Source organism: Paenibacillus sp. LRG-1, from assembly GCF_057220305.1.
In genome coordinates this window covers 1,867,735-1,893,646 of sequence record NZ_CM170126.1, presented here as the reverse complement: position 1 = coordinate 1,893,646, position 25,912 = coordinate 1,867,735, and the positions used below count along the sequence as shown (strand labels likewise).

General features: G+C 47.3%; 24 protein-coding genes. 6 read left to right on the top strand and 18 right to left on the bottom strand.

Features of this window, described 5'->3' with window-relative positions:
* Window positions 1-14 precede the first annotated feature (14 nt).
* Together icd and citZ are read right to left on the bottom strand one after the other, a co-directional pair.
* Entirely contained in the window at window positions 15-1,310 is a 1,296-nt protein-coding gene (gene icd / locus ACUUJN_RS08440) for an NADP-dependent isocitrate dehydrogenase (RefSeq protein ID WP_023987916.1), read from the bottom strand.
* 151 nt (window positions 1,311-1,461) lie between these two features.
* Entirely contained in the window at window positions 1,462-2,574 is a 1,113-nt protein-coding gene (gene citZ / locus ACUUJN_RS08435; protein ID WP_013309598.1) for a citrate synthase, read from the bottom strand.
* Between the two features lie 345 nt (window positions 2,575-2,919).
* On the opposite strand from citZ, the gene ytvI reads away from it, so the two are divergent.
* Window positions 2,920-4,038 (top strand): sporulation integral membrane protein YtvI, encoded by a 1,119-nt coding sequence (ytvI, locus tag ACUUJN_RS08430; protein WP_023987915.1) that lies wholly within the window; start codon window positions 2,920-2,922, stop codon window positions 4,036-4,038.
* Between the two features lie 29 nt (window positions 4,039-4,067).
* Here ytvI and ACUUJN_RS08425 read toward each other — a convergent pair whose 3' ends face one another.
* The 7 genes from ACUUJN_RS08425 to ACUUJN_RS08395 form a co-directional block, all read right to left on the bottom strand.
* Window positions 4,068-4,466, bottom strand: coding sequence for an FxsA family protein (locus ACUUJN_RS08425; protein ID WP_013309596.1), 399 nt, complete (start codon window positions 4,464-4,466; stop codon window positions 4,068-4,070).
* Entirely contained in the window at window positions 4,463-4,981 is a 519-nt protein-coding gene (locus ACUUJN_RS08420; RefSeq protein WP_023987913.1) for an acyl-CoA thioesterase, read from the bottom strand. Before ACUUJN_RS08420 ends, ACUUJN_RS08425 begins: the two co-directional genes overlap by 4 nt.
* 134 nt (window positions 4,982-5,115) lie before the next feature.
* The gene (gene pelA / locus ACUUJN_RS08415; RefSeq protein ID WP_028542895.1) at window positions 5,116-6,405 is read right to left on the bottom strand and encodes a pectate lyase; all 1,290 of its coding nucleotides are present in this window, start codon (window positions 6,403-6,405) and stop codon (window positions 5,116-5,118) included.
* Between the two features lie 288 nt (window positions 6,406-6,693).
* Window positions 6,694-7,536: a phosphate ABC transporter ATP-binding protein PstB gene (gene pstB, locus ACUUJN_RS08410; protein WP_023987911.1), complete on the bottom strand. Its 843-nt coding sequence runs from the start codon at window positions 7,534-7,536 to the stop codon at window positions 6,694-6,696.
* Window positions 7,537-7,553: 17 nt separating this feature from the next.
* Complete coding sequence (gene pstA / locus ACUUJN_RS08405) at window positions 7,554-8,450, bottom strand: phosphate ABC transporter permease PstA (protein ID WP_023987910.1); 897 nt, start codon at window positions 8,448-8,450, stop codon at window positions 7,554-7,556.
* Window positions 8,450-9,382: a phosphate ABC transporter permease subunit PstC gene (gene pstC / locus ACUUJN_RS08400; protein WP_013370343.1), complete on the bottom strand. Its 933-nt coding sequence runs from the start codon at window positions 9,380-9,382 to the stop codon at window positions 8,450-8,452. The genes pstA and pstC overlap by 1 nt, the downstream gene beginning before the upstream one ends.
* Before the next feature lie 106 nt (window positions 9,383-9,488).
* Window positions 9,489-10,412 carry a phosphate ABC transporter substrate-binding protein PstS family protein gene (locus ACUUJN_RS08395; RefSeq protein WP_025722004.1) on the bottom strand — a complete coding sequence of 308 codons (924 nt, stop codon included), beginning with the start codon at window positions 10,410-10,412 and terminating at the stop codon, window positions 9,489-9,491.
* Window positions 10,413-10,620: 208 nt separating this feature from the next.
* On the opposite strand from ACUUJN_RS08395, the gene ACUUJN_RS08390 reads away from it, so the two are divergent.
* Window positions 10,621-11,517, top strand: coding sequence for a LysR family transcriptional regulator (locus tag ACUUJN_RS08390; protein WP_160789319.1), 897 nt, complete (start codon window positions 10,621-10,623; stop codon window positions 11,515-11,517).
* Window positions 11,518-11,615: 98 nt separating this feature from the next.
* On the opposite strand, the gene pyk is transcribed toward ACUUJN_RS08390, so the two are convergent.
* The 6 genes from pyk to ACUUJN_RS08360 all read right to left on the bottom strand — a co-directional run bounded on the left by pyk (window position 11,616) and on the right by ACUUJN_RS08360 (window position 19,914).
* Entirely contained in the window at window positions 11,616-13,046 is a 1,431-nt protein-coding gene (pyk, locus tag ACUUJN_RS08385) for a pyruvate kinase (protein ID WP_023987907.1), read from the bottom strand.
* A gap of 125 nt (window positions 13,047-13,171) precedes the next feature.
* Window positions 13,172-14,155 carry an acetyl-CoA carboxylase carboxyltransferase subunit alpha gene (locus tag ACUUJN_RS08380; RefSeq protein WP_023987906.1) on the bottom strand — a complete coding sequence of 328 codons (984 nt, stop codon included), beginning with the start codon at window positions 14,153-14,155 and terminating at the stop codon, window positions 13,172-13,174.
* Window positions 14,156-15,049 (bottom strand): acetyl-CoA carboxylase, carboxyltransferase subunit beta, encoded by an 894-nt coding sequence (gene accD, locus ACUUJN_RS08375; RefSeq protein ID WP_013309586.1) that lies wholly within the window; start codon window positions 15,047-15,049, stop codon window positions 14,156-14,158. It abuts the gene before it with no gap.
* A gap of 180 nt (window positions 15,050-15,229) precedes the next feature.
* Window positions 15,230-15,418, bottom strand: a complete 189-nt coding sequence (locus ACUUJN_RS08370; RefSeq protein WP_013309585.1) for a hypothetical protein — start codon at window positions 15,416-15,418, stop codon at window positions 15,230-15,232.
* A gap of 153 nt (window positions 15,419-15,571) precedes the next feature.
* The gene (locus tag ACUUJN_RS08365; RefSeq protein WP_023987905.1) at window positions 15,572-16,069 is read right to left on the bottom strand and encodes a phosphatidylglycerophosphatase A family protein; all 498 of its coding nucleotides are present in this window, start codon (window positions 16,067-16,069) and stop codon (window positions 15,572-15,574) included.
* Window positions 16,070-16,236: 167 nt separating this feature from the next.
* A complete protein-coding gene (locus ACUUJN_RS08360) occupies window positions 16,237-19,914 on the bottom strand; it encodes a DNA polymerase III subunit alpha (protein WP_484669499.1) in 3,678 nt (1,225 codons plus the stop codon).
* A gap of 137 nt (window positions 19,915-20,051) precedes the next feature.
* Between ACUUJN_RS08360 and ACUUJN_RS08355 the strand changes: the two genes are divergently transcribed.
* Both ACUUJN_RS08355 and ACUUJN_RS08350 read left to right on the top strand, forming a co-directional pair.
* On the top strand, window positions 20,052-20,381 hold the full coding sequence (locus tag ACUUJN_RS08355; protein ID WP_013309582.1) for a YtrH family sporulation protein: 330 nt from the start codon (window positions 20,052-20,054) through the stop codon (window positions 20,379-20,381).
* 12 nt (window positions 20,382-20,393) lie between these two features.
* A complete protein-coding gene (locus ACUUJN_RS08350; protein WP_023987904.1) occupies window positions 20,394-20,891 on the top strand; it encodes a sporulation membrane protein YtrI in 498 nt (165 codons plus the stop codon).
* Between the two features lie 44 nt (window positions 20,892-20,935).
* On the opposite strand, the gene ACUUJN_RS08345 is transcribed toward ACUUJN_RS08350, so the two are convergent.
* From ACUUJN_RS08345 to ACUUJN_RS08335, 3 genes are all read right to left on the bottom strand, one after another.
* A complete protein-coding gene (locus ACUUJN_RS08345; RefSeq protein ID WP_013309580.1) occupies window positions 20,936-22,270 on the bottom strand; it encodes a DRTGG domain-containing protein in 1,335 nt (444 codons plus the stop codon).
* A 197-nt stretch (window positions 22,271-22,467) separates the two neighbouring features.
* On the bottom strand, window positions 22,468-22,752 hold the full coding sequence (locus ACUUJN_RS08340; protein ID WP_013309579.1) for a hypothetical protein: 285 nt from the start codon (window positions 22,750-22,752) through the stop codon (window positions 22,468-22,470).
* Between the two features lie 72 nt (window positions 22,753-22,824).
* A complete protein-coding gene (locus tag ACUUJN_RS08335) occupies window positions 22,825-23,169 on the bottom strand; it encodes a YlbF/YmcA family competence regulator (RefSeq protein WP_013309578.1) in 345 nt (114 codons plus the stop codon).
* 162 nt (window positions 23,170-23,331) lie between these two features.
* On the opposite strand from ACUUJN_RS08335, the gene ACUUJN_RS08330 reads away from it, so the two are divergent.
* The gene (locus tag ACUUJN_RS08330; RefSeq protein WP_023987902.1) at window positions 23,332-24,702 is read left to right on the top strand and encodes a YheC/YheD family endospore coat-associated protein; all 1,371 of its coding nucleotides are present in this window, start codon (window positions 23,332-23,334) and stop codon (window positions 24,700-24,702) included.
* Between the two features lie 43 nt (window positions 24,703-24,745).
* Complete coding sequence (locus ACUUJN_RS08325) at window positions 24,746-25,900, top strand: YheC/YheD family endospore coat-associated protein (RefSeq protein ID WP_069080141.1); 1,155 nt, start codon at window positions 24,746-24,748, stop codon at window positions 25,898-25,900.
* The last annotated feature ends 12 nt before the right edge of the window (window positions 25,901-25,912 follow it).

Sequence of the window (25,912 nt, the reverse complement as noted above, 5' to 3'; positions counted from 1 at the left end):
GGTATTCCCCTTCCTTACAGGTTACTAATAATGGTATCTGCGAACTCGGAGCATTTCACTTGTGTAGCACCATCCATCAGACGAGCAAAGTCATAAGTTACAATCTTCTTATTAATGGACGTCTCCAGCCCTTTGTAAATCAGGTCAGCCGCTTCTTGCCAACCCAAGTGTTCAAGCAACATTACGCCCGACAGAATTACGGAACCAGGGTTCACTACGTCTTTGTCGGCGTATTTTGGAGCTGTACCATGTGTAGCTTCAAAGATAGCATGCCCTGTTACATAGTTAATGTTCGCACCTGGCGCAATACCAATTCCACCAACTTGGGCAGCAAGAGCATCGGACAGATAGTCCCCGTTCAGGTTGAGCGTAGCAATCACATCAAATTCAGAAGGACGAGTCAGTACTTGCTGAAGTGCAATATCAGCAATCGCATCCTTGATAATGATTTTGCCTGCATCTTCAGCTGCTTTTTGAGCTGCATTCGCCGCATCCTCACCGTCTTTTTCCTTGATTACATCATATTGGGCCCAAGTAAATACTTTATCTGCAAATTCTTCCTCAGCCACTTCATAACCCCAGTTTTTGAAGGCACCCTCGGTAAATTTCATAATGTTACCTTTGTGTACGAGCGTTACACTCTTGCGTCCGTGGTCAACAGCATACTGAATGGCAGCCCGCACCAGACGCTTTGAACCCTCGGAAGAAACTGGCTTAATGCCAATACCAGAGGTTTCAGGGAAACGGATTTTGTTCACACCCAGCTCTTGTTGGAGGAACTGAATAACCTTTTTCACGTCTTCAGACCCTTCAGCATACTCGATCCCCGCGTAAATATCTTCTGTGTTCTCACGGAAAATAACCATGTCTACCAATTCAGGACGTTTCACTGGAGAAGGAACACCGTTAAAATAACGAACAGGACGCAGACATACGTATAAATCCAGTTCTTGACGCAATGCCACATTCAACGAACGGATACCACCGCCAATAGGTGTCGTAAGTGGTCCTTTGATGGCTACAATATACTCACGGATGGCTTCCAAAGTATCGTTAGGGAGCCATTCGCCGTATGTATTGAAAGCTTTCTCACCAGCGAATACTTCATACCAGGCAATCTTTTTGCTGCCGTTATATGCTTTTTCTACAGCTGCGTCCAGTACGCGTTTGGAAGCTTTCCAGATGTCGCGACCCGTGCCGTCACCTTCGATAAACGGAATTACCGGATGGTTCGGAACCTGTAGTTGACCGTTATCAATCGTAATTTTTTCGCCTTCAGTTGGGAGCTCAAACTTTTCAAATTTCGCCATAAGTTCCTTTTCCTCCTCAGATATGAATGGGTACAGGACGAAAGACATGATCTTTATCACAGACAAAAACGTACATCTCTCGTCGTCCCCTCTATTGTACCTTATTTTTTAAATTCAGGGTATACAACCTCAATCTTCCTTCGACAAAGGGTTAGCGCAACTCTGGTGATACATATTTTTGATCCATTGGACCTGTATATTCGGCGCGAGGACGAATCAGGCGGTTATTTTCATACTGCTCTAAAATGTGTGCGGTCCATCCAGATACACGACTCACAGCAAAAATAGGTGTAAACAGGTCTCTCTTGATACCCAGTTGGGTATACACAGAGGCAGAATAAAAATCCACATTGGGCTTCAAGCCTTTTTGCCCTGTTACAATTCCTTCAATTCGAACTGACATATCAAACAACGTTGTGTCACCGTTCATTTCCCCCAGCTCGCGGGACATTTTGTGCAAGTGCTTGGCACGCGGATCACCGTTTTTATAGACTCGGTGTCCAAAGCCCATAATTTTTTCGCGGTTATCCAGTTTCGCCTGAATATAGGAGTCCACCTGATCCAAACCACCAATCTCCTCCAGCGTTTTGGCCACAGCCTCATTGGCCCCACCATGTAGTGGTCCTTTTAAAGCTCCAATTGCAGACGTGATTCCAGAATAAATATCCGACAATGTGGCTACCGTTACACGCGCAGCAAAGGTAGAAGCATTTAATTCATGATCGGCGTGCAGCACGAGAGCCTGATTGAACGCTTTAATAGCCGTCTCCTCTGGATCCTTGCCAGTCAGCTGATACAAAAAGTTTTCAGCGATGGAAATACCTTTTTTAGGCGCAATCGGCTCCAAGCCCTCTCGTATACGTGCTATCGCTGCCACAATGGTGGGCAATTGCGCCTGAAGCTTGACGGTTTTAGTCACATTAGACTCTCTCGACATATCATCCGCCTCTGGGTCATACAAAGCGAGAGACGATACGGCTGACCTCAAGGCAGCCATCGTGCTCAAATTTTTCGGGTATAACTTTAATTGAGTAACAATTTCATCCGGAATAGCAGCGTAATCGCTTAACTGGTTGCGAAGCTCCTGCAATTGCTCTTTATCAGGTAATTTTCCAAACCACAACAAATAAGCTACCTCTTCAAAATCGGCGTTAACAGCCAAATCATCAATGTTATAACCCCGGTACGTGAGAACGCCATCTACGATAGAGCTTATGGAGGAAGTGGTCGCTACGATCCCTTCCAGACCTTTAGTCGCTGTCATCGTTACATCTCTCCTTTGTAAAAACATTGTGAACGGACTTGCAATGTAAACATTTTCAAAAGTAAGATATGTCTTTTAAATAGCTGAGTAATGTTAACGCCATATGTCAATATTTAAACCTTCTTTCACTATACTGGATTTTGTCGTTTATGTGAACATTGAGGGCTATTCCAACACATTCAAATGTTTTATCGCTTCCATAAAGAATTTTTTGAAACCCCTTACAAAAAATATTGATTTATTTGCACTTTTTTACATAGGTCTTGTCTCCCCCCTTTCCCGCATATGTATAGTAGAGCATTTATTTTATGAAAAACTATCGTAAAAGAAAGGAGCCGTGAGAGCTTGAGCCGATTAATCCTGAATCGCATATTTCGTGCTCTATGGGTGGCAATCGTGATTGTAGCTCTGTTACTGGGCATATATGCGCTTTTCCCTCTCATCTATCCTTTCCTATTCGCCTGGCTTGTGGCTTATGCCATGAATCCACTGGTTAGTTTTCTGCGTAACAAAGCCCGTATGCCACGTTGGACGGCTGTCACGGTCTCATTATTTGTATATTTAGGTGGAATTGCAATTATCCTTTCTGCGGCAATCACCCGCATGGTCCGAGAAGTTATAAAGTTGGCCATGACTTTCGACGGACATATTGAGCGTTTTAAAAGTCTGTTTATCGATTGGACACAAAGCGATTTGATTCAAAATGTAATTATTGAAATTAACCATTTTATCCGGGATAATCCGGATTACCAACATACCATTAACAGTAATATTGATAAGACAACTCAAACCGTGAGTTCGGCTGTCACTACGCTAGTCGCTCAATTTTTTAATGGAGTTTTGAACTTGCTAACCTCTCTGCCTAATATGGGAGCAGTTCTAATGGTTATTGTATTAGCAGCCTTTTTTATTAGTAAGGACTGGGACCGACATAGTCGGATGCTCTCAAATACGGTTCCTGATACGATTCGCAAACCATTGTCGGATATATGGCACGATCTGCGTAAAGCACTGTACGGCTATTTGCGTGCACAGTTTATTATCATCTCCATTACGGCATTAACAGTCATTGTTGGGCTGTTCATATTGCGTGTGGAATCCGCCTTTACCATCGGTTTGATGATCGGGCTAGTGGACTTGCTACCTTATTTGGGGGTTGGCATTGTGATGATTCCGTGGATACTGTATGCGTATATGTCTGGTAATTTGGCACTAGGGGTAGGATTGTCGATCCTTTATATCATCCTGTTGATTGGACGACAGATCGTGGAGCCTAAGGTGCTGGCCAGCAGCGTGGGCTTGAACCCGCTTCCCACCCTCATCGGTATGTTCATCGGGCTCAAGCTATTTGGCGTTTTAGGATTGATTATCGGACCTGTATCACTAATTGTCGTTGATGCACTGAATCGTGCGAATGTCATTCAGGACTTGCGCAACTATATTCTCGCTGGAAGAGTCCGCTAGATCATGGATAGGAAAAACGGCAGCTCACGTCAAAATCGCCGAAACGTAATACTGCCGTTTTTCATTTTTTTCTCCAGCCACTTCAATAAAAAGCGGCGGTACAACGCTCGTGTTAAAGGGAATACCAACGTAAAACCAATAATATCTGTTAAAAATCCGGGGATAAGCAGCAAGCTCCCACCGAAAAAGACACATAATCCATCCAGCATTTTACGGCCGGGCATTTGCCCCCGGTTCATTTCATTTTTCGCATCGGCAATCACCTTACGACCTTCAAATTGCATCATGGCAGCCCCGATTAGGGTCGTCAGAATGATGAGTAAAATCGTTTTGCCCGCTCCAATCCAATGACTTACCCATATAAACCCGTACAGCTCCGCCAAAGGAATGAGCAGCAGCAACAGCCATAGACGTTTACGCATCATCATGACTTCTGCCCCTCCCCGCCTGTAAAAGCAAACCTTAATGCAGTGTACAGCTCAGGTAGCGCCTGATCTAGTCGAACAGGCTTCCATTCGGTGTTCAACCATACATGACGTGTCATCCCTGTGACAAGCAGTTCTCCCGGTAGCGTGTCTGCCTGGGTCCATACCTTTCCCAGATACCTTTGATGCTCATCGTCCGTTACCCGTCGAACCTCATAGGTATAGTTTAGACGTAGCCTAGAGAAGTCCGTAATTGCCGTATAAATGGTAATTAAATCATCATATCGAGCAGGACTCGCATATTTCGCATTGATTTCAATAACTGGCAGCAAGACTCCTCGTTCCTCCATGCTCCGATAGTTAAAGCCCGCCTGCCGGATCATTTCGGTACGCCCGATCTCAAACCAGTTCAAATAATTTGCATGATATACGACCCCCATCTGGTCGCTTTCCTGATAACGGACACGTAGCGGTGCGCCATACCAGCGTAATTCCGTTTGTTTCTCCTCTTGAGTCATACAAGCTCTCCTATCTTTGTGCATCTTTATCTCTATTTTGCCCTCTCTCCATTAAACCATATTTACAGCCCAGGAACAAAAAGAGGGCAGACCGACCGGTCCACCCTCGCAAATCATATATAATAATGCCTTTATTATTGTGGCAACGGCTTGGACAGTTTATAATATCCGCTATCCGAAGCCAGCTTAAGCAAACTCTTAGCCTGGCTTCCCGCCCAGGCGTAACCAAGTCGTCTTTCCTCACTAATTTTCATGATGTCGGTATACTTTTTGCCATCCCGGTCTGAAAAGAAATACTTATTGTCTTCCACATTATAGAAACGATACCACATTACGCTCGATGCATCCTTTTGGAAAAACTCCGGACCTTGACGATTGTATTTGATACCGTCGATTCGGTTCGCGTCGAACCATTTCAAAGCGCTCTGAGCCGCTTTTTTCACTTCAGCGGTTTGCGGCTGGGACATGAGAAAAGCAGTAATGCCTACTGATTCCGTAGTTGTTTTGGAAGGTAGCTCAAATGCCCGGGCTTCAACAGATGCATAAGTAGCCGGATCGTGCTGTGCACCCCAGATTGTCGGTGTACCATTATTTACAATTTGAGACTTAATTGTGTACTGGATACCTTTGTTTAGTGCTTGCTGAAGTCTGGAGCGAGATGCATCGTCCAAAATATCGCTATCAAACGGCTGCTTCTTGTTCACAATATCGTCAGCCAAAACCATAACTCTAACCATCGCATCATCATTATAAGTTACAGCATCGGAATAATTACCACGTTTAGGGTATACTTGCGGCCAGCCACCGGAGGAATACTGAGAGGTTAAAACGAAGTCAATTGCTTTTTGTACACTGTTCTTAATGTCTTTATTTTTTGTTTTTTTGTATACATCCGCCAAAAAGCGAATCTCGGTTGTCGTGGCCTCGTTATCGAACGTTCCGAGCTCAACACCATCCTTGCTCTTCCATGTGGAGCGTGCAGTTTTGCCATCCCATTTGGATTTATAATTCTTTTCCATAGCTTTGAAGAATCCGCCATGTGGTAATTGCCAGGATACAATATTTAAGGCAAGTGTAGTATCCTTGGATGTATTCCCCGTAGAGAACTTGCTAAAGTCGCGCATTTTGTTCAGGAGGCTGTCTGTATTCACAACAGCGGTTGGCTTCGTCACAGCCGACAGCCCAAATAATTGCTCACGATCCAAAACACCTGAATTTACACCGTCACCATAAACGTCCCGTCCCACAGCTGAATCTGTGGTAAGCTCATAAGAAGCAGTCGCCGATTCACGTCCTGAATCATATGTAGCCGGCACCATCTCCTGTGCCGCAGCCCATGAGGGACTTAGGAGTCCTGACGTTACTGTAATCGCCAAACTTGAGAGCGCTATCATCTTTACGGTTGGACACATCTTCTTCTTCATTTGAACCTCTCCCTTATTTTGAGTTGGGTAATTGCGTTCAGTTTAACCCTATATATTCTTGCTGAAGATTCTTTTTGATAGCGAAGGGAACTGAACCACTATTTATGCATGATAAATAGTTAGTTGTATTATATGAAAATATATCCAAACGATCAATATATTTTAATTTACTAATAGATTAAAAAAGTTACAAAACGTTGAAAACAATAAAAATCCTCTTACTAATGCTGGATTAGTAAGAGGATTTTACGTGCAGCTAATATATAGTAGGTCGATGAGCAACATCGCTTAACCAAATCGACCCATGATGTACTCCTGAGTCAGCTCATTTTCAGGATTCGTGAAAATATCGTTCGTTTTCCCATGTTCAACCAGACTTCCGATATAAAAATAAGCAGTATAATCGGAAATTCGTGCAGCCTGCTGCATATTGTGCGTCACAATAACGATGCGCAGTTCTTTTTTTAATTCGGTAATGAGCTCTTCTACCTTGCCTGTAGACACAGGGTCCAGCGCGGAGGCTGGCTCGTCAAGCAATAGAATTTTCGGTTGAACGGATAGTGCACGTGCAATGCAAAGCCGCTGCTGTTGCCCGCCAGACAGCGCCAGAGCGGAGTCATGAAGGCGATCCTTGACCTCATCCCATAATGCTGCTTTACGCAGGCTGCTTTCGACGATTTCATCAAGCTGTTTCTTCTTGCGCACCCCACGGTATTTGGGACCGAAGGCGATATTATTGTAAATAGATTTGTAAAAAGGGTTGGGACGCTGCCACACCATGCCAATTTGCTGACGCAGCTTGATCACGTCCGTTTCCGGTGCTGTCAAATCCTGTCCATCCATCCAGATGTGACCCGTTGTAGAGGAAGATGCAATCTCATCATTCATCCGATTAAGGGAGCGCAAAAAGGTCGATTTACCGCAGCCGGAAGGCCCGATCAGGGCAGTCACTGTCTGCTCGGGAAAGGCCAGATTCACTTTTTTCACAGCCTCAAAGCTGCCATAATAAATACTCAAATCCTCAGTACTGAACGGATGCGGCGGTTGCCCCGCAAGCTGTTCCGAACGCGTAGACTGAACGGATGTTGCTGGTGCGGCGGTTTTTGCCGTTCGCGTAATCACATGTTCCATTGTTCTCCATCCCCTTTCTAATCCATACGTTTGGCAGCTGTCAGACGGCGGTATACAACTCTTCCGAACCATCTTGCACTCAAGTTGAATGCAAGCACAAGCAGCACCAGTACGGCAGAAGCGCCTGCAGCAATATCTTTGGAGTCAGGAGCAATCCCCTCACTGTTGACCTTCCAAATATGAACAGCCAATGTTTCAGCAGGTCGCATCGGGTTAATAGGCGATCTGGCATGCAATGGATTCCAATCGGTAAAATCAAGCGGCGGCGTACTCATCCCTGCTGTAAACAGCAGTGCGGCGGCTTCCCCGAAAATACGGCCTGCGGCCAAAATCGTACCCGTAATCAAGCTTGGCAGCGCAGCTGGCAACAAAATGGAGGTGATGATTTTCCACTTGGATAATCCAAGCGCGAGTCCAGCTTCCTTTTGCTCCTTCGGCACAGCTCGGAAAGCCTGCTCAGTTGTGCGAACCATCAGCGGCAGGTTGAATACGGCCAAAGCCAAGGCTCCTGATAAGAGGGAAAAGCCAAAATCAAACGTATTTACGATAAGTAGTAGTCCAAACAATCCGATGACGATAGACGGGAAGGAGGACAATACTTCGACGACAAGTCGTATAAAGTCCGTAATTTTCCCCGGCTTTGCATATTGCGCCATGTAAATACCTGCGCCCCAGCCAATCGGAATGGTGATAATCAAAGTTAAGATTAACAAAAATACGGAATTAAATAGTTGTGGGCCAATGCCACCGCCTGCACGTAATGTTTGGGGAGCACTGGTTAAAAAGTCAAAAGAAATATGACTGACTCCGCGGGCCAAAATGAAGCCCAGTAATCCCACCAAAAGCGCAACAATGAACAAGGCGAAGAAACAGATTACAAATGTAGCGATCTTGTCGGTCGTTTTAGCTTTCATCAAACCCGGTTTCTCCTTTCAAGCAGCCTTACCAGCAGCACGAAAATGAATGTCATGAGCAGAAGAACAAGCGCCATGCTCCAGAGAGCATTGTTATGAACGGAGCCCATCGCTGTATTCCCCATGCTAAGCGTAATGACGCTGGTCAAGGTCGAAGCGGATTCCAGCAAGGAATGCGGTATGTGCGGAGCATTCCCGATTACCATCTGTACAGCCAACGCTTCTCCGAAGGCACGAGCCATACCGAGAATAATTCCTGTTAAAAGAGCAGGCAGCAGCGTCGGAATAATAACACGGGCAATTGTCTGCCAGCGGGTAGCACCCAAAGCATAAGAGGATTCACGCAGCCCCCCCGGTAAGGAAGACAATGCATCCGCCATAATACTCGTAATCGTCGGCAAAATCATGACTGACAACACTAGGCAGCCTGCCAGAATGCCAATGCCTTGTCCTCCAAACACGTTCCGCAGCAGCGGGACGATGACGGTCAAGCCGACAAAGCCATATACAACCGACGGAATACCAGATAATAATTCAATCGCGGGTTGAAGGATACGTTTACCTGATTTCGGCACGATTTCCGTCATAAATAAAGCCGCACATAAGCTGAGCGGACTGGCAATTAAAGCCGCCAGTATGGTTACTGCAAAAGAACCCGTAATAAACGGAAGCGCTCCGAAGGACTTAGGCTCGCCATCCGGGCTCCATTTGGTTCCAAAGAAAAACTCTCGCAGACTGACTCCATTCACCGCAAATGTAGCTACACCTTTGGAGGCAACAAAATATACGATGGAGACAATGACTGCAACTAAAAAAACGACACAAACCGACGTATATATGCGGCCGGTCCATTCTTCCCAGTAATGTCTTTCTTTCATAACTCGGGATCGTTTATTCTGTTCCATGTATGCCTTCCCTTCAATTGGTTCCATACTGTAACTCCTTTAACCGAAGAATAGAGGCAGGACGCTAGTCCGCCTCTTCTTCGTGAATATACTCGCGTTAGCTGCGTTCATCGAACAGGAGGTGTGACTCTCCTTATTTCGTGATATTACCGTCAGCATCACGTTTCACTTGCATACCTGCTACTGGAATGTATCCCAAGTCTACGACATCCGTTTTTTGGATTTCATCTGACAGAATGTAGTCAAGGAATGCTTTCACATGCTCTTTTGGCTCACCTTTAGTGTACATATGCTCGTAAGCCCATACTGGATATTTACCTTGTTCTACATTTTCAACGTTAGCTTCAACGCCATCATATTTCAAAGTAGTTACTGTGTTGTCGATGTAGGACAGAGCCAGATAACCAATCGCACCCGGTGTTTCAGCAATCAGCTTTTTCACAGTACCGGAGGAATCTTCTTGAATGGAGCCCGGCAGATCTTCCGTTTTTTGTCCCAATGCGTATTTTTCAAATGTTGCACGAGTACCGGAGCTGCTTGGACGGTTTACGATAACGATTTTTTGATCTGCACCGCCAACTTCTTTCCAGTTCGTGATTTTACCTGTAAAGATTTGTACCAATTGATCTTTTTTCAGGTCTGTAACGCCTACTTTAGGATTCGCTACCGCTGACATGGCTACAACAGCTACTTGGTGATCGACCAGTTCATCTGCGCCGCTCTCCAGTTTTTCTTTTGCAAACACGTCGGAGTTACCGATGTCCGCTTGTCCGCCGGAAACTTGAGTCAAGCCAGTACCGCTACCGCCGCCCTGTACTTGAACTGCAATGCCTTTATATTTATCGACAGCCATAAATTTTTGTCCCGCTTGCTCTACCAATGGTTGAAGTGCAGTGGAGCCAACAGCCAGAATATTTCCTGTCAGTTCAGCAGCTGCTTTATTGTCTGTTCCTGTAGCAGCTTCTCCTTGTGGTGCAGCATTGTTACCTGATCCGCAAGCTGCAAGTGCAAATACCATGGTGAGAGTCATCAGAATGAACGGCCATTTTTTCAACATTTTTTATTGTCCTCCCCTTAGTTAAGTGACGGTTTTTTATTTATGACCATCAACACTTTTACATTGTAGGCCTGGAATGTTAGACGAACGACGTGGTTTTGTAAAACAAATATAAAATATTGATAGATAAATTATTTTTCGGTATATAATTAATCTATAGTTTGAAATTCACATATGAATAAACATATAAGGAGAGCTGCTGGATTCCATGAATATTCTAAAATTGCGTATCTTGATGCTGATCGACAAATTCCATAAGGCGACGGATGTGGCCGAAGCTTTGCAAGTCAAACAACCTACCGTCAGCTTTCATATGAAAAGCCTGGAAAAGGAAATGGGTGTTTCCCTATTCTCTCTTCAACAAGGCAGGATTATGCTAACGGAAGCTGGAAAAAAATTATTACCTTACGCAAAGCAGATCATCTCTCTGGAGCAAGAAGCTAGACAAGCTGTAGATGAACTGACAGAAGAGTCACAGGGTCAATTACATCTGAGTGCAGAGTCGATATCAGGTACGTATCTCCTCCCCACTTTGATGGCTAAGTTTGCTCAACGATATCCAGATTGTCGTATTCAGTTGGAGATTCAATCCCCGGATGCCATTAAGCAGCTACTGAAACAGGGAGAAATTGATTTTGCTTTTCTCGACGATAGAGATTCTCTTTCAGAGTATACGGTGGCAGAGCCAGTGGCTTCAGATCAAGTAGGAGTTATCCGTTCTGCATCTGCACTTGCACCTGCATCCATATCAGAGGAGTTCGATGGACCCGATATGCTGGACAAGCACACATGGGTAAAATATAGCGGTTCATCAGTTGTAGATCAGTATTCCTCGCTAGTTAAGCCTCATCTGGAAATCAACTCTTGGGAAGCGGTAAAGCAAGTCGTAAGCGGCGGAGAAGCGCTTGCCTTCTTTCCTGCAAGTGGAGTCGATAATAATGAAAATGCTGTTCCCTCGGTGGAATGGCTTCCTTATCCCGAGGCTGATAACAAAAGGAGTCATTATCAAATAAACATCGTGTACCAACAAGATACACACATGAACTTGACGCAACAGGCATTCCTTGATTTCATACGACGAGAAGGACTGGAAATGAAAAGCTAGAGAACATAAAAAAAGAGCATCCAAGTCTTATTGACTTGAATGCTCTTTTGCTTGTTGTAACGAACACATACAGCCTCGGTATTATTTCGAGACTTTAATTACGCTTGTGCTGGAACGCAGCTAATTTTGATCAGGTTCGTAGAACCGGAATCACCAAGAGGTACGCCCGCAGTAATCACAACCAAATCGCCCTCTTTAACGAGGCCAGATTTGCGACCGCCTTCCAGCGCATTGTCAAACAGACTATCTGTTGTGTCAACGACTGGTCTGCCTTGTACTGCATGTACGCCCCAGATCAGAGCCAAACGGCGAACTGTTCTTTCCTGTGTTGTAACAGCAACAATCGGAGCTTCAGGACGGTATTTAGAAATCATACGCGCCGTTGTTCCGCTTTGTGTGGACGTCAGGATCGCTTTGGCATGCAGGTCAAGTGCAGAAATAGAAACAGATTGACTGATTGCTTCTGTAATACTAATTTCTTGAGCCGTTCTTTGTTTCTTGAACAAATCACGGTAGTTCAGAGAAGACTCAGCTTTTTCTGCAATACGTGACATCGTCAATACGGATTCTACCGGATATTTACCCGCAGCTGTTTCGCCGGACAGCATAATTGCGTCTGTTCCGTCAAAAATAGCATTCGCCACGTCACTTGCTTCCGCACGAGTCGGACGCGGGTTACGTTGCATGGAATCCAGCATTTGTGTTGCCGTAATAACAGGCTTGCCAGCTACATTACATTTGTTAATCATCAATTTTTGCGCCAGAGGCACTTCTTCAGCAGGAATTTCCACACCGAGGTCACCACGAGCAACCATCAGGCCATCCGAAGCTTCCAAAATTTCATCCAGGTTGTCAACACCTTGCTGATTTTCTATTTTGGAGATGATTTGAATATGACTTGCGTTGTGTTTCGCCAGCAATTCGCGGATTTCCAGCACATCACTTGCTTTACGAACAAAAGAAGCCGCGATGAAATCAATGTCCTGCTCAATACCGAAAATGATATCATTAGCATCTTTTTCCGTAATACCAGGCAAAGAAATAGCGACGCCTGGAACGTTAACGCCCTTCTTGCTCTTGATCGTTCCGCCATTAACAATGCGGCATTTGATTTCAGTGCCTGATACTTCAATAACGGTGAGTCCGATCAGACCATCGTCGATCAGAATGGTGGAGCCGGGCTCCACGTCCGAGGGAAGATCTTTGTACGTAATAGAAATACGATCTTGCGTACCGAGAATTTCTTCCGTTGTCAGCGTAATGAACTCGTCCTGAACAAGCTCAATAGGTTCAACTTCGAGCTTTCCTGTCCGGATTTCCGGCCCCTTCGTATCGAGCAAAATAGCAACGTTCTTGTTAAGCTCCTTACAAGCTTGACGGATGTTTTTAATCCGGTTGCCATGCTCCTCGAAATCACCGTGAGAGAAATTCAGGCGGGCTACGTTCATACCAGCCAAAATCAGTTTCTTCACATTTTCCAATGACTCACTGGAAGGACCGATGGTACATACAATCTTAGTTTTGCGCATTTGGGTTTTTCCTCCGTTTTCAAAGGTGCTACTCTTTATATCTTTTTCCAACAATTAAATCTACTACACTTTTTCCTATTTGTATAGGAAGTTCGTCATATTTATTGTTACCCGTTTACAGCGTATTACAACATAGGCTCAGATTCCGAAGACTTCAAGAAGGTGTATTGACCTATTTTTCGGAATTTTTGATACCGATCTTCCCTCAATTCATCGCAGCTCATATTCGTAAGGTCTGCCAAATGACGTTCCAATAGCTCCTTGATTGCGGCAGCGGTCACTTCATAGTTACGATGCGCGCCCCCTTTCGGCTCCGGCACAATATCCTCGATAATTTCCATGCGCAGGAGGTCATTAGCCGTGATCTTCATGGCTTCAGCTGCCTGATCGGCCTTGGAAGCATCTTTCCATAGAATCGAGGCAGCACCGTTTGGAGAAATGGCCGAATAAATGGCATGTTCCAGCATCAGCACACGGTTACCAACTGCAAACGCAAGCGCACCGCCGCTTCCACCCTCGCCGATGACCACACAAATAACAGGCACCGAAAGCTTTGCCATCTCCCGCAAGTTGCGGGCAATCGCTTCCGATTGACCTCTCTCCTCTGCTGTATTACCCGGATAAGCGCCCTTCGTATCAATGAATGTAATAATAGGGCGTTTGAATTTATCAGCCTGCTGCATCAGACGCAAGCCTTTACGAAATCCTTCCGGATGAGCACTACCAAAGAAACGTGCAATGTTATCTTTCGTATCCTTACCACGCTGTTGACCAATGACGGTCACCGGAATACCATTTAGCTTGGCAATTCCGCCCACAACCGCCAGATCGTCTCCAAACAAGCGGTCGCCGTGTAATTCAATAAAGTCCGTAAACACCTGCTCAATCAGATCAAGAGACGTTGGTCTTTGATGATGACGGGCCAAATGCATTTTTTGTGGTGCTGTAATGTTCGAATATATTTCTTCTTCCATCTCGAGATAACGGTCCTCGAGACGGTTGATTTCATCTGTAAAATCAATTTGCTTATCCTGTCCGAATTGCTTGAGTTCTTCGATCTTCTGTCGCATCTCGACCAGGGGCTTTTCATAAGGCAATTCACCAGCCATCTATTCCACCCCTTTCACACTGTGCAGATCAAGCAGTTGCCCGAGGGTATCACGCAGTTCCTTGCGGTGTACAACCATATCCAATTGTCCGTGCTGCAAATTAAATTCGGATGTTTGAAAATCATCCGGCAACTTCTGTCTGATTGTCTGTTCAATTACAATACGCCCTGCAAAGCCGAATACAGCTCCTGGCTCCGCAATATTAATATCTCCAAGCGTAGCAAAGCTGGCGGATACTCCGCCTGTAGTCGGGTCGGTGATAACAGAAATATAGAGCAAGCCCTGCTCATCCAGACGAGCAAGAGCAGCACTTGTTTTGGCCATCTGCATCAAGCTTAAAATACTTTCCTGCATACGTGCCCCGCCAGAAGTTGAGAAAATAATTAGCGGCAGACGCTTGTCTATTGCTTGCTCAATGGCGCGGGTAATTTTCTCTCCTACGACCGAACCCATACTGCCGGTAAAAAAGTCAAAGCTCATCACAGCAACGACAACAGGATGTCCATAAATAAGGCCGTCGCCTGTAACGACAGCCTCTCGCAAGCCAGATTTCAGGGTCTGTTGCTCCAGCTTGCTCGCATATCCCGGAAAGTCCAGCGGGTCAACCGAAATCATATCTGCATCATATTCCGTAAATGTGTCTTCGTCGAGCACCATGCGAATGCGATCCATTGCATTCAAACGCATATGGTATCCGCACACCGGACACACTTTCAAATTTTTCTCTAGTTCTTTGCTGTATTGAATACTTCCGCACTTGCCACATTTGGTCATAAGACCTTCGGGAATTTCCCGTTTGGGACGATCCGGCATGTCCGCTTGATCGCCGCTCAGCGCCCGTTCCGAAGGGATGGTCGCGTATTTACGCTTCTTTTGGAATAAATCTTTAAACACAACTACACCTCTCCAGCCGTTTATTTGTCAGCCGTAACCGATACAAGGTCCTCTGCCGTCTATGCGGCACCTCTAAGCATTATGTTCATACACACGTCAACGCCTGTTACTAAAACATTACCGCCGATCGTGCATCCTTTGTTCCACTCATGCTGCTGTATCACTTCCGCCGTTCCGGACTCAAGGGCGCAAAATCGAATTAAGCACTTCCTGTATTTCTTCGACTTCACCCGAAGGCACAAGTATCTCAAACTGTTGCTTGGATGCGCTGATGGCCCGGGCCTGCACCATAAAACCTTCTTCAGACAGTTTGAGCTTAATCATGTCAGCCAGTCTGGCCGTCGGTGCAATATAAATCACCGTCCACATGCCTTGTTTCTACCCCCTAAGCCTCAAGTTTTGAGCCCATATAATAGACTCATGATAACATACCTTACTTTTTTCCCGCAACAAAAGCCCTCCTGATCATTCAAGTTCCGTCGGAGGGCCTAGAAAATCATCAACTCTGTCCACACAGGTCAATTAAGCGTCCAATGATGCAGGATAATGCTTAGCATGGAGGCTCCGATGTGCAATGCGCGAAGAAGCAGCGGCAGCCAGTCCGGCGACAAGATCGTCTAAAAACACATGAATACCACTGCCTTTTTGGTTCAGCTGTTCAATAATCCCCGTCTTTTCCTTATCCAGATAACCAAAACTGGTTAAGCCGATCATACCGTACACACTCGTAATTCCAAGAGCCAGTGTCTCGTCCACTCCGTACAGCGGTTCGTCAGCCTCCATAATGGCTTGCAATGGCTGGGGGAGAAGTTTTTTTTCGGCCAGTTCATCAAGCGCAATACCTGTGAGCAACGTATATTGAACCTCGCGCTTTTGCAAAACCGCTTTGACACTGTCTATACATTCTTCCATCGTCAAATGAGGATAATATTTTAGCTGAAGCTGAAAAACAATGTCCGCAATGGACTCGATCCGAATGCCTCTGCGATTTAACAAAGTTTCTGCATATTCATAGGACATAATTTCCCTCCCGCTTTCACCGTGCAGTTCTATTCTTTCACCGTACGGGACCTTATGGTGCAGGGTACGTGTTGAATCTCCTGTTCCGCCAGTTTTCCAAGTGTATGCTGGAGGGAAGGAAAATGTTCATTAAACCGTTACAATAAGGGCGCTTTGCTGTGTGCCTATCATTTGACTTTCACCGTGCCTTCACCCAACATCGACTCCATTTGATCAAAAAGCTGAGGAGAAGGCTTAATGTTGTAAGCATCGCTCAACGCAAGCAGACGCTGGTTGCTCTCATAAAAAAGCACGGTAGGCATAGCACCGGAATGCTCCTGTAGCAGTGCCTTGAGACTGACCAGCAAGCTGGCGTCCTCCTCGGCATGGCGAGTGATTTTGACAAACACCCGCTGACGAGTGGTCGGCTCCACGCTGCGCGGGACCGGCACCTGTTCACCGCGATCCGCTTCGGCTCCGCGCGGTGAAGCAGCCGTCACGGGACGGGCCGCCTTCGGCTGAGGCGAAGCAGATGCAGTGGCTGCCGAAGGCGAGGGTGACACACGCGGCGCTCTCCCGCCTGGGCCGCCAGCAGCAGAACCAGCAGCTGGTACGGATGCTCCAGCTGTGGCGGACGAGCGCGTACTGGCACGTCGGCGCTGGAGGAGCCGTGCCAGCGAGTCTTCCGCCAGCGGGGCGGTCTCATCCGCAAGGAGCTTGAAGTGCTCGTCCTGCTGCTGCATCTTGGCTCGAAGCGTAAGCAAAGCTCCCTTTTCAATCCACTGCTGGCTTCGCTTCCATACCTCAGGAAACAGCACAACCTCACAGCGCTCAATCTGATCCTCCAGCTCAATAAAGGCCATAGCCTTACCCTGCTTGGTCGTAATCGTTTTGAGTGACACTACCATGCCTGCAGTCACAACAACCGTTTCATCAGGGACATCGCCCAGCTCCATCAAACGATCCGCCTCGCTGCTTTCCAACAGCGACTCAAAATCATCCAACGGATGCCCCGATAAATACAGTCCCAGCAGTTCACGTTCCAGCTCTAATTGCTGGCTGGCACTAAATTGGGGTACATTTGGATATTCGATATCCCAATTGGGCATTTCCACAAAACCAAACATATCAATTTGCAAGTCATCCCGTTCCTTGCGCCATTTGACGGCTGCATCCACCGTTTCATCCAGCATGGCAAGCAACTGTGCCCGATGACCCGTCAACGAATCAAAGGCCCCTGCCTGAATAAGCGATTCAATTACTCTCTTATTACATACCCGCAAATCGACACGTCGACAAAAATCGAGCAGGCTGTCGAAAGGCCGTTCCTTGCGAACAGCGAGAATGCTCTCCATCGCCTGTGTGCCGACATTTTTAATCGCAGCCAAGCCGAAGCGGATGCCTCCCTGCTGTAACGGAGTAAACAGCACCCCGCTCTCATTCACATCAGGTGGCAACACTGCGATATCCATACGACGGCATTCGACAACATATTCAGCCACTTTTCGATGACTTCCCATCACCGCTGTCAGCATTGAAGCCATAAATTGTACCGGATAATGGGCCTTTAAATAAGCCGTCTGAAATGCTAGCACACCATAAGCAGCTGCATGGGCACGCGGGAAGCCGTAGTCAGCAAAACGGACAATCATATCGTAAACCCTTCCGGCCTCCTCCTCCGTATATCCCTGCTTGATACTGCCTTCGACAAAATGCCCGCGCTCCAGATCCAGCACTTCGCGCTTTTTCTTGGACACAGCTCGGCGCAACAGATCGGCTTCTCCCAGGGAAAAACCCGCCATGCGTGAAGCAATCTGCATGATTTGCTCCTGATACACAATAATACCGTACGTGTCCTTTAAGATCGGTTCCAGGTCAGGATGCGGATAAGAAATCTCAATCTGACCATGCTTGGCCTGTATAAAGTTAGGAATAAAGCCCATCGGGCCCGGACGATACAAAGCCAGGACAGAAATGATATCCTCGAATACACTCGGCTTCAAATCCTTGAGTACCCGGCGTACACCGGCCGACTCCAGCTGGAATACGCCTCCTGTATCTCCTTTGCCCAGCAAGTCATAGGTATGTGGATCATTATCGGGAATACGGCTAAAATCAGGCGTTTCTCCATGGTCTTCCGCAATCCAGTGTATGCACCGTTCAATAATGGAGAGTGTACGCAGCCCAAGGAAATCCATTTTAAGCAAACCAATGCGCTCTAGATTTTCCATCGAGTACTGCGTCAAAGGTACCCCTTCACTCCCCTCTTGAAGCGGAACCGCATCGGTCAATGGAGTCCGCGAAATGACAACACCTGCTGCATGTGTCGAAGCATGACGAGGCATTCCTTCAACCTTGATCGCCATATCCAGCAGTTCACGTGTCTTGGGCTTCGTTTCATATAGCGTTTTCAGCTCCGGGGTAATTTCCAACGCATGACGGATATTAATGCCTAGCTGCGCCGGAATCAGCTTGGCTGCCTTGTCCACCTCGCCATATGGCACGTTCAATACACGACCGACGTCACGGACAGCGGCTCTTGCCGCCAGCGTTCCAAAGGTAATAATTTGCGCTACATGCTCATTTCCGTACTTTTGTACTACATAGTCGATAACCTCGTCACGCCGTTCATCACTAAAATCAATATCTATATCCGGCATACTAATTCGTTCGGGATTCAGAAACCGTTCAAAGAGCAGGTTGTATTTCATCGGATCGACATTCGTGATGTTAAGCACATAGGCAACCAAACTGCCTGCTGAGGAACCCCGCCCCGGTCCCGTTGCTATCTTATGCTTATGAGCGAAGGCAATAAAATCCCATACAATCAGGAAATAATCGCTGAAACCCATACTGTCAATGGTATTTAACTCATAGTTTAGCCGTTGGTTCAGCCTTTCCCGTTCCTCCAGCTGCTCCCATCCGGGATCGCTTCCATAGCGACGCTCCAGCCCTTGCACGCACAAATTGCGTAAATAGGAAGAAGAGGTCATTCCTTCCGGCAGCGGACGATATTCAGGCAAAATGGATTGACCGAATTCCAGCTCCAGTTCGCATTTTTCAGCAATACGCACCGTGTTGGCGATGGCTTCTGCCACATGCGGGAATAAACGAGCCATATCCTCCTGACTTTTCAGATACAACTGACGTGTTGGTATACGCAAGCGCTCCTCATCGTCAACTGTCTTCCCTGTCCCGATACAGATCAGAACGTCCTGCACGTCTGCATCTGGCTCAGTCAAGTAATGCACGTCATTCGTCGCCACCAGTGGAATATCCAGTTCCTTCGCCAGTGCGATCAAGAGAGGATTTACGCGTTTTTGCTCCGATAGACCATGATCCTGGAGTTCCAGATAAAAATCATCGCCAAAAATGTTACGATATCGCTCCGCTGCTCGTCGTGCTTCAGCTTCCCGACCATGCAGTAAATGCTGCGGCACTTCACCGCCCAAACAAGCGCTCAGGCATATGATGCCTTCATGATGGGCAGCCAAAGCCTCCATGTCGATGCGCGGCTTGTAGTGAAAGCCCTCCAAATGGCCGATGGAGCACAGCTTCATCAGATTTTGATAGCCTGTTTTATTTTTGGCGAGCAAAATTAAATGATATATGGGCTGATCCTTCCGGCTGCCACGCTCCTTGCGCGATCCTGCCGTCATATAGGCCTCACACCCGATAATCGGCTTAATGCCGTTCTCTACACACGCTCTATAAAAAGGAATGGCACCGTACATGACCCCGTGATCTGTAAGGGCCAGCGCCTTCATTCCGTAAGCTGATGCCTGTTTGACCAACTCCGCGGTACGAGCCGCGCCGTCCAGCAGGCTGTACTCGCTATGAACATGCAAATGCACAAATGAACTCATGCGCTTCTCTTCCTTTCACCGCTTGATTTTCTTCAAACTATTTTATCATATCCGCGTTAGTAGCGCCCATAGAATAAAAGTACAGACCTCGGCGGACAAGCGCCGTCCTGATTCGTATACCTAAGGAGGAAAAGAGCATGAGCACTTTTATATCCAAAGCGATTCTCGACTTCTTCATTGCCTTCGGCATCGTGCTCGGGGGAGCCATGCTCGGCGGAATGGGAGCTGTGGTATCGCTTCAGCCGCCTACCCAGACCATGCTGGAGGTTGCTGGAAGAATTAAAATATGGGCGCTTGCCGCCGCTGTGGGGGGGACGATGGACCCGATCCGGGTTATTGAAAGCAATATGTTAGATGGTAATTTGTCACCTGCCATTAAGCAGATATTGTATTTGATTTTCGCCTTTTTAGGCGCTCATATGGGTGCAGAGCTGGTCAAGTGGGTATGCGGCAACGGACGGCCGTGAGGTGAAACGACTATGAGAGTCCCCCCTTTTGAGCGCCTGCGCCCTTTTATGCAATTATCCTCCGTCTTTGTACTCGGTATGATTACGGGAGGAATGATCTACAATGCCATCTGGCATGCCAGCTTCAATCAGCTATGGACGAACAACCAGGATCTTCAATTCCAGCTCCAGCAAGCCGAGGAGGACAACAAAACATTGCGCAAATACAGCAAGCGCCAAACCGTTGTCAAAGAGATCAAGCTGATTCCGGAGGAAGCTTCGGCCGAAAAAATTGATTCTATCAACCTAAAGGAACTTCTGCGCCGTGTCAGTCGTGATCTGGAGGTGCTGCGTGGCAGAGATATGTTTGAGATTGACTCTGACAGCAAGCTGGTACGTATGTTGCTGCATCAAAAAAAATACACCGTTCGTGACAAGGAGTATACGATCCAGGTCAAAACGATGCTTGTAATGGAAGGTGTGCTGCAAATTTGGCTGGAAGCAAAAGAAAGACTGCCTGAAAGCCACTAAGTCGATCTATTCGACTTCACACCTTGCTCCAATCCACTGGTAGACTAACCATGTTCAATGGATTGAAGCGTCATCACTGCTTTGCATACCAAATGATTTTCCCGTGAAATTGCAATTTCTAGCTTGCAGGTGCGGCGACTCATCTCAAGCAACAACGGACGAAGAACGACAGCATCCTCTATCTGTACGGGTCTAATAAAATAAGTCGTCAAATTGTCCAGCACATAATCCTTGCCGGTCATGTCTCTAGCTGCCCGGTAGCCCGCTTGTGTCATCACGTTGACCAGTACGCCTTCCGAGATCGTACCTAAATTGGTCGCCATTTGCGGAATGATAAAACCGCGAAAAAATAACGATCCATCCTCATTGCGCTCCTCAGCAAACCCGTTCCAGATCAGCTGGTCGAACGTCTCGCCAAGTTGTGGCTGCTTTTGGGCGTTACGCAGCGCCTCCAGCACCTCACGCCGTGTAACGGACCCGAGCAGCTTGCGGTTGCGGTCCACGACCGGCAAGTAATCCACACCTTCCCACGCCATCATTTGCGCGGCTGAAGCCAGCGAGGTCTGGTAAGTGACCGTTATCGGATTGCGGATCAGACATTTATCCATCGTATGCTCAGGTTGAAGCCCCTCCACATCTTTGCGGCTGACGATACCAATTAAACGATTCCATTCATCCACTATTGCAAAATGATGATGTCCAGTCGTCACCGAAAGTTCTTCAAACTCGGTAAGCGTGCTGTTGATTTTCAAGGTCAACGTTTTCGGTTTGCCTGCCGCAATGTCTTCAATCAGCATAATTTTCTTTTTGATCAAGCGGTCAAATATGGCTCTATTAATCATAGATGCCACTGTAAAAGTATCATGGCGTGAGGAAATAATCGGCAGACTGATCTTGTCTGCGAGCTGCTTAACCTCTCGGCTCGTACCGAATCCTCCTGTAATCAGCACACCTGCCCCCTGCTCCAATGCAAGTGAATGCGCATCCTCACGGTTACCAACGATCAGCAAACTGCCAGCGTCAATATAACGGGCCATAGCCTCCTCGCGCATCGCCCCAATAACATACTTGTGCAAGGGCTTCTCCAGCCCCTCACTTCCGCCCAGCACATGTCCCTCTACAATATTCACGACATCTGCAAAGGTCAGCTGCTCGGACAAGCCGCGCGGACGCTTCTCTACTCGTACTGTTCCGATCCTTTCCTTGGTAATGACAATTCCCAGGTTCTCGGCTTCCTTCACGGCCCGATAGGCCGTTCCTTCGCTGACGCTCATTTCTTTAGCCAACCTGCGCACAGAAATTTTGGAGCCTATTTTCAACTGCTCGATATGTCGCAATAGCTGCTCATGCTTCGTAACTGTTTCATCTAGCCCGTCCAACTCTGTTACACCCCCAACGTTCAATCTGTATCATTCTGTATCTATTATAGCACAAAATACCTTTATTTTAGACCTTTGTTCATTTTGAGTTTTCTGCTTCGGAAATAGCAAAAAAGCGATCCCCTCTATTACAAGGACCGCTTCTTACTATGATTGATTTGTATCTAGGGGCAAGCCCAGGACAAGCTAAAAAAAACTCACTGCATGCTACCTTTGTCAGCTTTTTTATCCCATTTCATCTGCCACTGCTGCATTTTGGCCCGCCGCACACGCTCCAGCGTTTTGCGCTTTTCCTCATCCACACCCAGCAAAAAATGCATGTTCGCCCCGATGACTAGCAGCGCAAAAAGTACCCATACTATCCCAAAGCCGTTGACCCAGTTCAAACCGCCTGCAAGCGAGATGCGTGGTAACGCAACCAAGACCATAGCCAGCGCAATCAGTGTGTACAAACCGTGTTTCCATTTTTTAAAAGAACCCAATCGTATCCCTTCCTCTCCCTGTGACTCTATGTATCTAGTCTATGAGAGGACAGGAAGGAATATGAGACAAACTTACAGAGATGAACCGTACAAATCTTGAAGACTGTCTGCAATAATTTTGTTAACATCCTCAATAATCACGCTCAAGCGGCGTTCAGCGTCGAACAGGCGTCGGATGTTGAGGTTCAAGCTAAGTACCTCAAACAGCTTCTCCATCTTTTCCATCTCTTCCTGTGCTGGCATATCGCCGCTCATCATCCGTTGCTGTACTTCCATTTGGCGTTCACGGAAATCGTCGAGCATTTTCTTAGCTTCTGGATCGGTTTCGATCAGCTTCATCGCTGACGTAATTTCCTCTACCTCTTTGCTTTCCTTCAATGCTTTCGCTAAATCATGGGCTTTGTCATAGATGTTCATGATTGTTTATTCCTCCAATACAAGTTTAGTGTCAACATTTCACATTGTCCGTCAATCACCAAGGGATATATGTCCTCATATGATGAATCAGTGCTATTACAGCCCATTCACGTTTCCCGTTACTTTCAAGACATCAAGTTGCTGCCCGGAAGGAGATCCACGATGTCCATCAAAAAAACAACGATTCAAATCATCGGATCGGGCATCTTGCAGGATGACGTACTCATGGTCGGCGAGTCCCTGCTTCGCAAATGGAAAATATCCGCTGGCCACCCCGTTCAGCTCGCCTTCGGTTCGTTCCGCCAAGAGGTTACCGTCATATCGGTGCCCCGCTACAGCGGCCTACGTGTGGGAAGCGTGCTAGCCCGAAAAATGGGGCTTCATGCCAATTGTGATCTGCGAGTAACCTACAGCCGAGGTCGCCGGACACTTCGAGTGGGCCCACTTATTAGCGTGCTGGTCAGTCGGGACTATCCCGAACAGCCCGACAAGCCTTTCGGGTCGATCACCCTGTTCTGCCGTGAACTAGTCGGGGAATGCCGCAGACAAGGAGCATATGTGTATTTTTTCACCCCGGAGCATATCGGAAGTCAGCCCGGGCGAGTTCAGGGATGGGTGTATGACGGAGGCTGGAAAAAGACGGTCATGCCCGCCGGCGATGTCGTCAATAATCGTCTTACCTCCCGTAAACTCGAGAACAGAACTAGCGTACAGCATTTCATGAAAGAAGTAAAATCGCAGTACGGCACGACCATTTTTAACGAAAAGTTTCTGGATAAGAATGAAGTATTTGATGCGCTTAAATCAAATTCTTCCCTGCGCAAGTATTTACCCGAGTCCCACTTGCTGCAAACCTTTGCTGTTTTCAAAAAAATGTGCAACCAGTATCCCGCTGTTTTTCTCAAGCCAGTGCGCGGAAGCTTGGGTAAAGGCATAATGCGCATTAACAAGCAAACCGATGGCACCTTTTCGGTGTTATCCACAACAGCGGGCACGCCCCGCAAGCAAACGTATGCCAACGTAGATAAGCTGTACAAAAGCTTAGCGGGAAAAATGAAAACAACACGCTTTCAACTCCAACAGGGACTTACCTTGATTGATCACGGTAAGCGTCCGGTCGACTTTCGTGCGCTTGTACAGAAAAATTCGTCCGGAACCTGGACCGTAACATCCATTGTCGCCCGGATCGCTGGAGGAAGCCACTTTGTGTCCAATCTGGCAAGAGGCGGCACGCTGAGCACAGTCAAGGAAGCACTTGCCAAAACCACGCTGCCCGCAACCGTTAAATCGAATGGGCATACCTCTCTGAAAACAGCAGCACTGGATATCGCAAGCGGAGTGGAAAAAGAAATTCCCGCCCATTTCGCGGAATTTGGTATTGATCTGGCAATAGATAGCACAGGGCGCATCTGGTTGCTGGAGGTCAATTCGAAGCCATCAAAGAATGACAACACGCCGTTAAATGATCAGAAAACTCGCCCGTCCGTTAAAAAAATGATTGAATACTGCTGTTATTCAGCCGGCTTCAAATGAATTCATCTCTTCCAGAGTCTGGCTGCCAAAGGAGCTGTTGTCGGTGTCTCTTGTTGTGCCAGGTACGCTGGGCGTGCTTGTTAGCCGGAATCAGGCCGTCACTCCCCCTATTACCGAAGCCGATTTTTGCCGCAGGCTAAGTCTGTTGGGCAGGCGCTCTGGTCTTAGCGTAATGGCGTTTACCGCCGAAGGAGTCTCACCTGAAGATCACTCCATACGAGGTTATGTTTATCGTAACGGAGTATGGACATCCGGCCGCTTTCCGTTGCCGGACATTGTGTATAACCGCTGTCTCCATGTCCACGAGAGCCAGAATGTCAGGCGCACACTGGAAGACATGGCGGAGCAAAAATCGCGCAAGCTCATCTACTGGTCGCGTAACTTACCTGGCAAATGGCAGGTGTATCGCGCTTTGCATGCGGTAGATAAAGTGCGTCCCTTTGTGCCGCCTACGGCGCCTTACCGGGACACGACTCAGCTTGTGGAATGGCTACGACGCCATTCGGAGCTGTTTATGAAGCCACAGACCGGAACACATGGCAAGAGCACACTGTATCTCCGGCTGGCAGAAGGAGGTCAGGGACTACTTGTACAGGGTAGAGACTCCCGTAACCGCCCGTTCCGGCGCTCGTTTTCCGAATTGGATGCAGGATTGTCATGGATCCACGGAATTGCACACAAACGCGCTTATATCGTGCAGCCTTATTTGAAATTAACAAGCCAAAGCAATCATCCCTTTGATGTTCGCGCACTCATGCAAAAGGATGGAAACGGCTATTGGTGCCTGACGGGCTTTGCCGTAAGAGAAGGCAGAAAAGGAACCCTGACTTCTAATCTGCACGGTGGAGGCGAAGCCCATCCTGCTGAGCCTTACCTTCGTGAACAATTTGGCGCGGACACCACGCGTCTCATCATCAGGCAGATGATGACGCTGTCCTTGACCATTACCAGGGCGCTGGAGGAACGTTATGGCCGCCTTGGCGAGTTGGGAATTGATTACGGTATTGACCGGATCGGGAACATCTGGCTATTGGAGGTTAATTCCCGACCTGGGCGGGCCTCCTTTTTTCAGACCCGTCAGCCAGAGTGCGCTTTCCAGTCGGTCAACCGCCCGCTCGAATATGCTCGATATTTAATGACCCATTCCAAAGCGACAGGGCCAAAGGGCGCGGACGCCTCCCTTGAACATACGGTATAGGAGGATAAACAG

Bases quoted from the DNA above. Each gene is read 5' to 3' on its own strand.
- ACUUJN_RS08395 (WP_025722004.1), bottom strand. From the start codon at position 10,412: ATGTTGAAAAAATGGCCGTTCATTCTGATGACTCTCACCATGGTATTT.
- ACUUJN_RS08330 (WP_023987902.1), top strand. From the start codon at position 23,332: ATGTCCATCAAAAAAACAACGATTCAAATCATCGGATCGGGCATCTTG.
- citZ (WP_013309598.1), bottom strand. From the start codon at position 2,574: ATGACAGCGACTAAAGGTCTGGAAGGGATCGTAGCGACCACTTCCTCC.
- pstA (WP_023987910.1), bottom strand. From the start codon at position 8,450: ATGAAAGCTAAAACGACCGACAAGATCGCTACATTTGTAATCTGTTTC.
- pelA (WP_028542895.1), bottom strand. From the start codon at position 6,405: ATGAAGAAGAAGATGTGTCCAACCGTAAAGATGATAGCGCTCTCAAGT.
- ACUUJN_RS08425 (WP_013309596.1), bottom strand. From the start codon at position 4,466: ATGATGATGCGTAAACGTCTATGGCTGTTGCTGCTGCTCATTCCTTTG.
- ACUUJN_RS08420 (WP_023987913.1), bottom strand. From the start codon at position 4,981: ATGACTCAAGAGGAGAAACAAACGGAATTACGCTGGTATGGCGCACCG.
- ACUUJN_RS08370 (WP_013309585.1), bottom strand. From the start codon at position 15,418: ATGTGGACGGTGATTTATATTGCACCGACGGCCAGACTGGCTGACATG.
- ACUUJN_RS08360 (WP_484669499.1), bottom strand. From the start codon at position 19,914: ATGAGTTCATTTGTGCATTTGCATGTTCATAGCGAGTACAGCCTGCTG.
- pstB (WP_023987911.1), bottom strand. From the start codon at position 7,536: ATGGAACATGTGATTACGCGAACGGCAAAAACCGCCGCACCAGCAACA.
- ACUUJN_RS08335 (WP_013309578.1), bottom strand. From the start codon at position 23,169: ATGAACATCTATGACAAAGCCCATGATTTAGCGAAAGCATTGAAGGAA.
- icd (WP_023987916.1), bottom strand. From the start codon at position 1,310: ATGGCGAAATTTGAAAAGTTTGAGCTCCCAACTGAAGGCGAAAAAATT.
- ACUUJN_RS08365 (WP_023987905.1), bottom strand. From the start codon at position 16,069: ATGTCCTATGAATATGCAGAAACTTTGTTAAATCGCAGAGGCATTCGG.
- ACUUJN_RS08390 (WP_160789319.1), top strand. From the start codon at position 10,621: ATGAATATTCTAAAATTGCGTATCTTGATGCTGATCGACAAATTCCAT.
- pstC (WP_013370343.1), bottom strand. From the start codon at position 9,382: ATGGAACCAATTGAAGGGAAGGCATACATGGAACAGAATAAACGATCC.
- ACUUJN_RS08380 (WP_023987906.1), bottom strand. From the start codon at position 14,155: ATGGCTGGTGAATTGCCTTATGAAAAGCCCCTGGTCGAGATGCGACAG.
- pyk (WP_023987907.1), bottom strand. From the start codon at position 13,046: ATGCGCAAAACTAAGATTGTATGTACCATCGGTCCTTCCAGTGAGTCA.
- ACUUJN_RS08350 (WP_023987904.1), top strand. From the start codon at position 20,394: ATGAGAGTCCCCCCTTTTGAGCGCCTGCGCCCTTTTATGCAATTATCC.
- ACUUJN_RS08355 (WP_013309582.1), top strand. From the start codon at position 20,052: ATGAGCACTTTTATATCCAAAGCGATTCTCGACTTCTTCATTGCCTTC.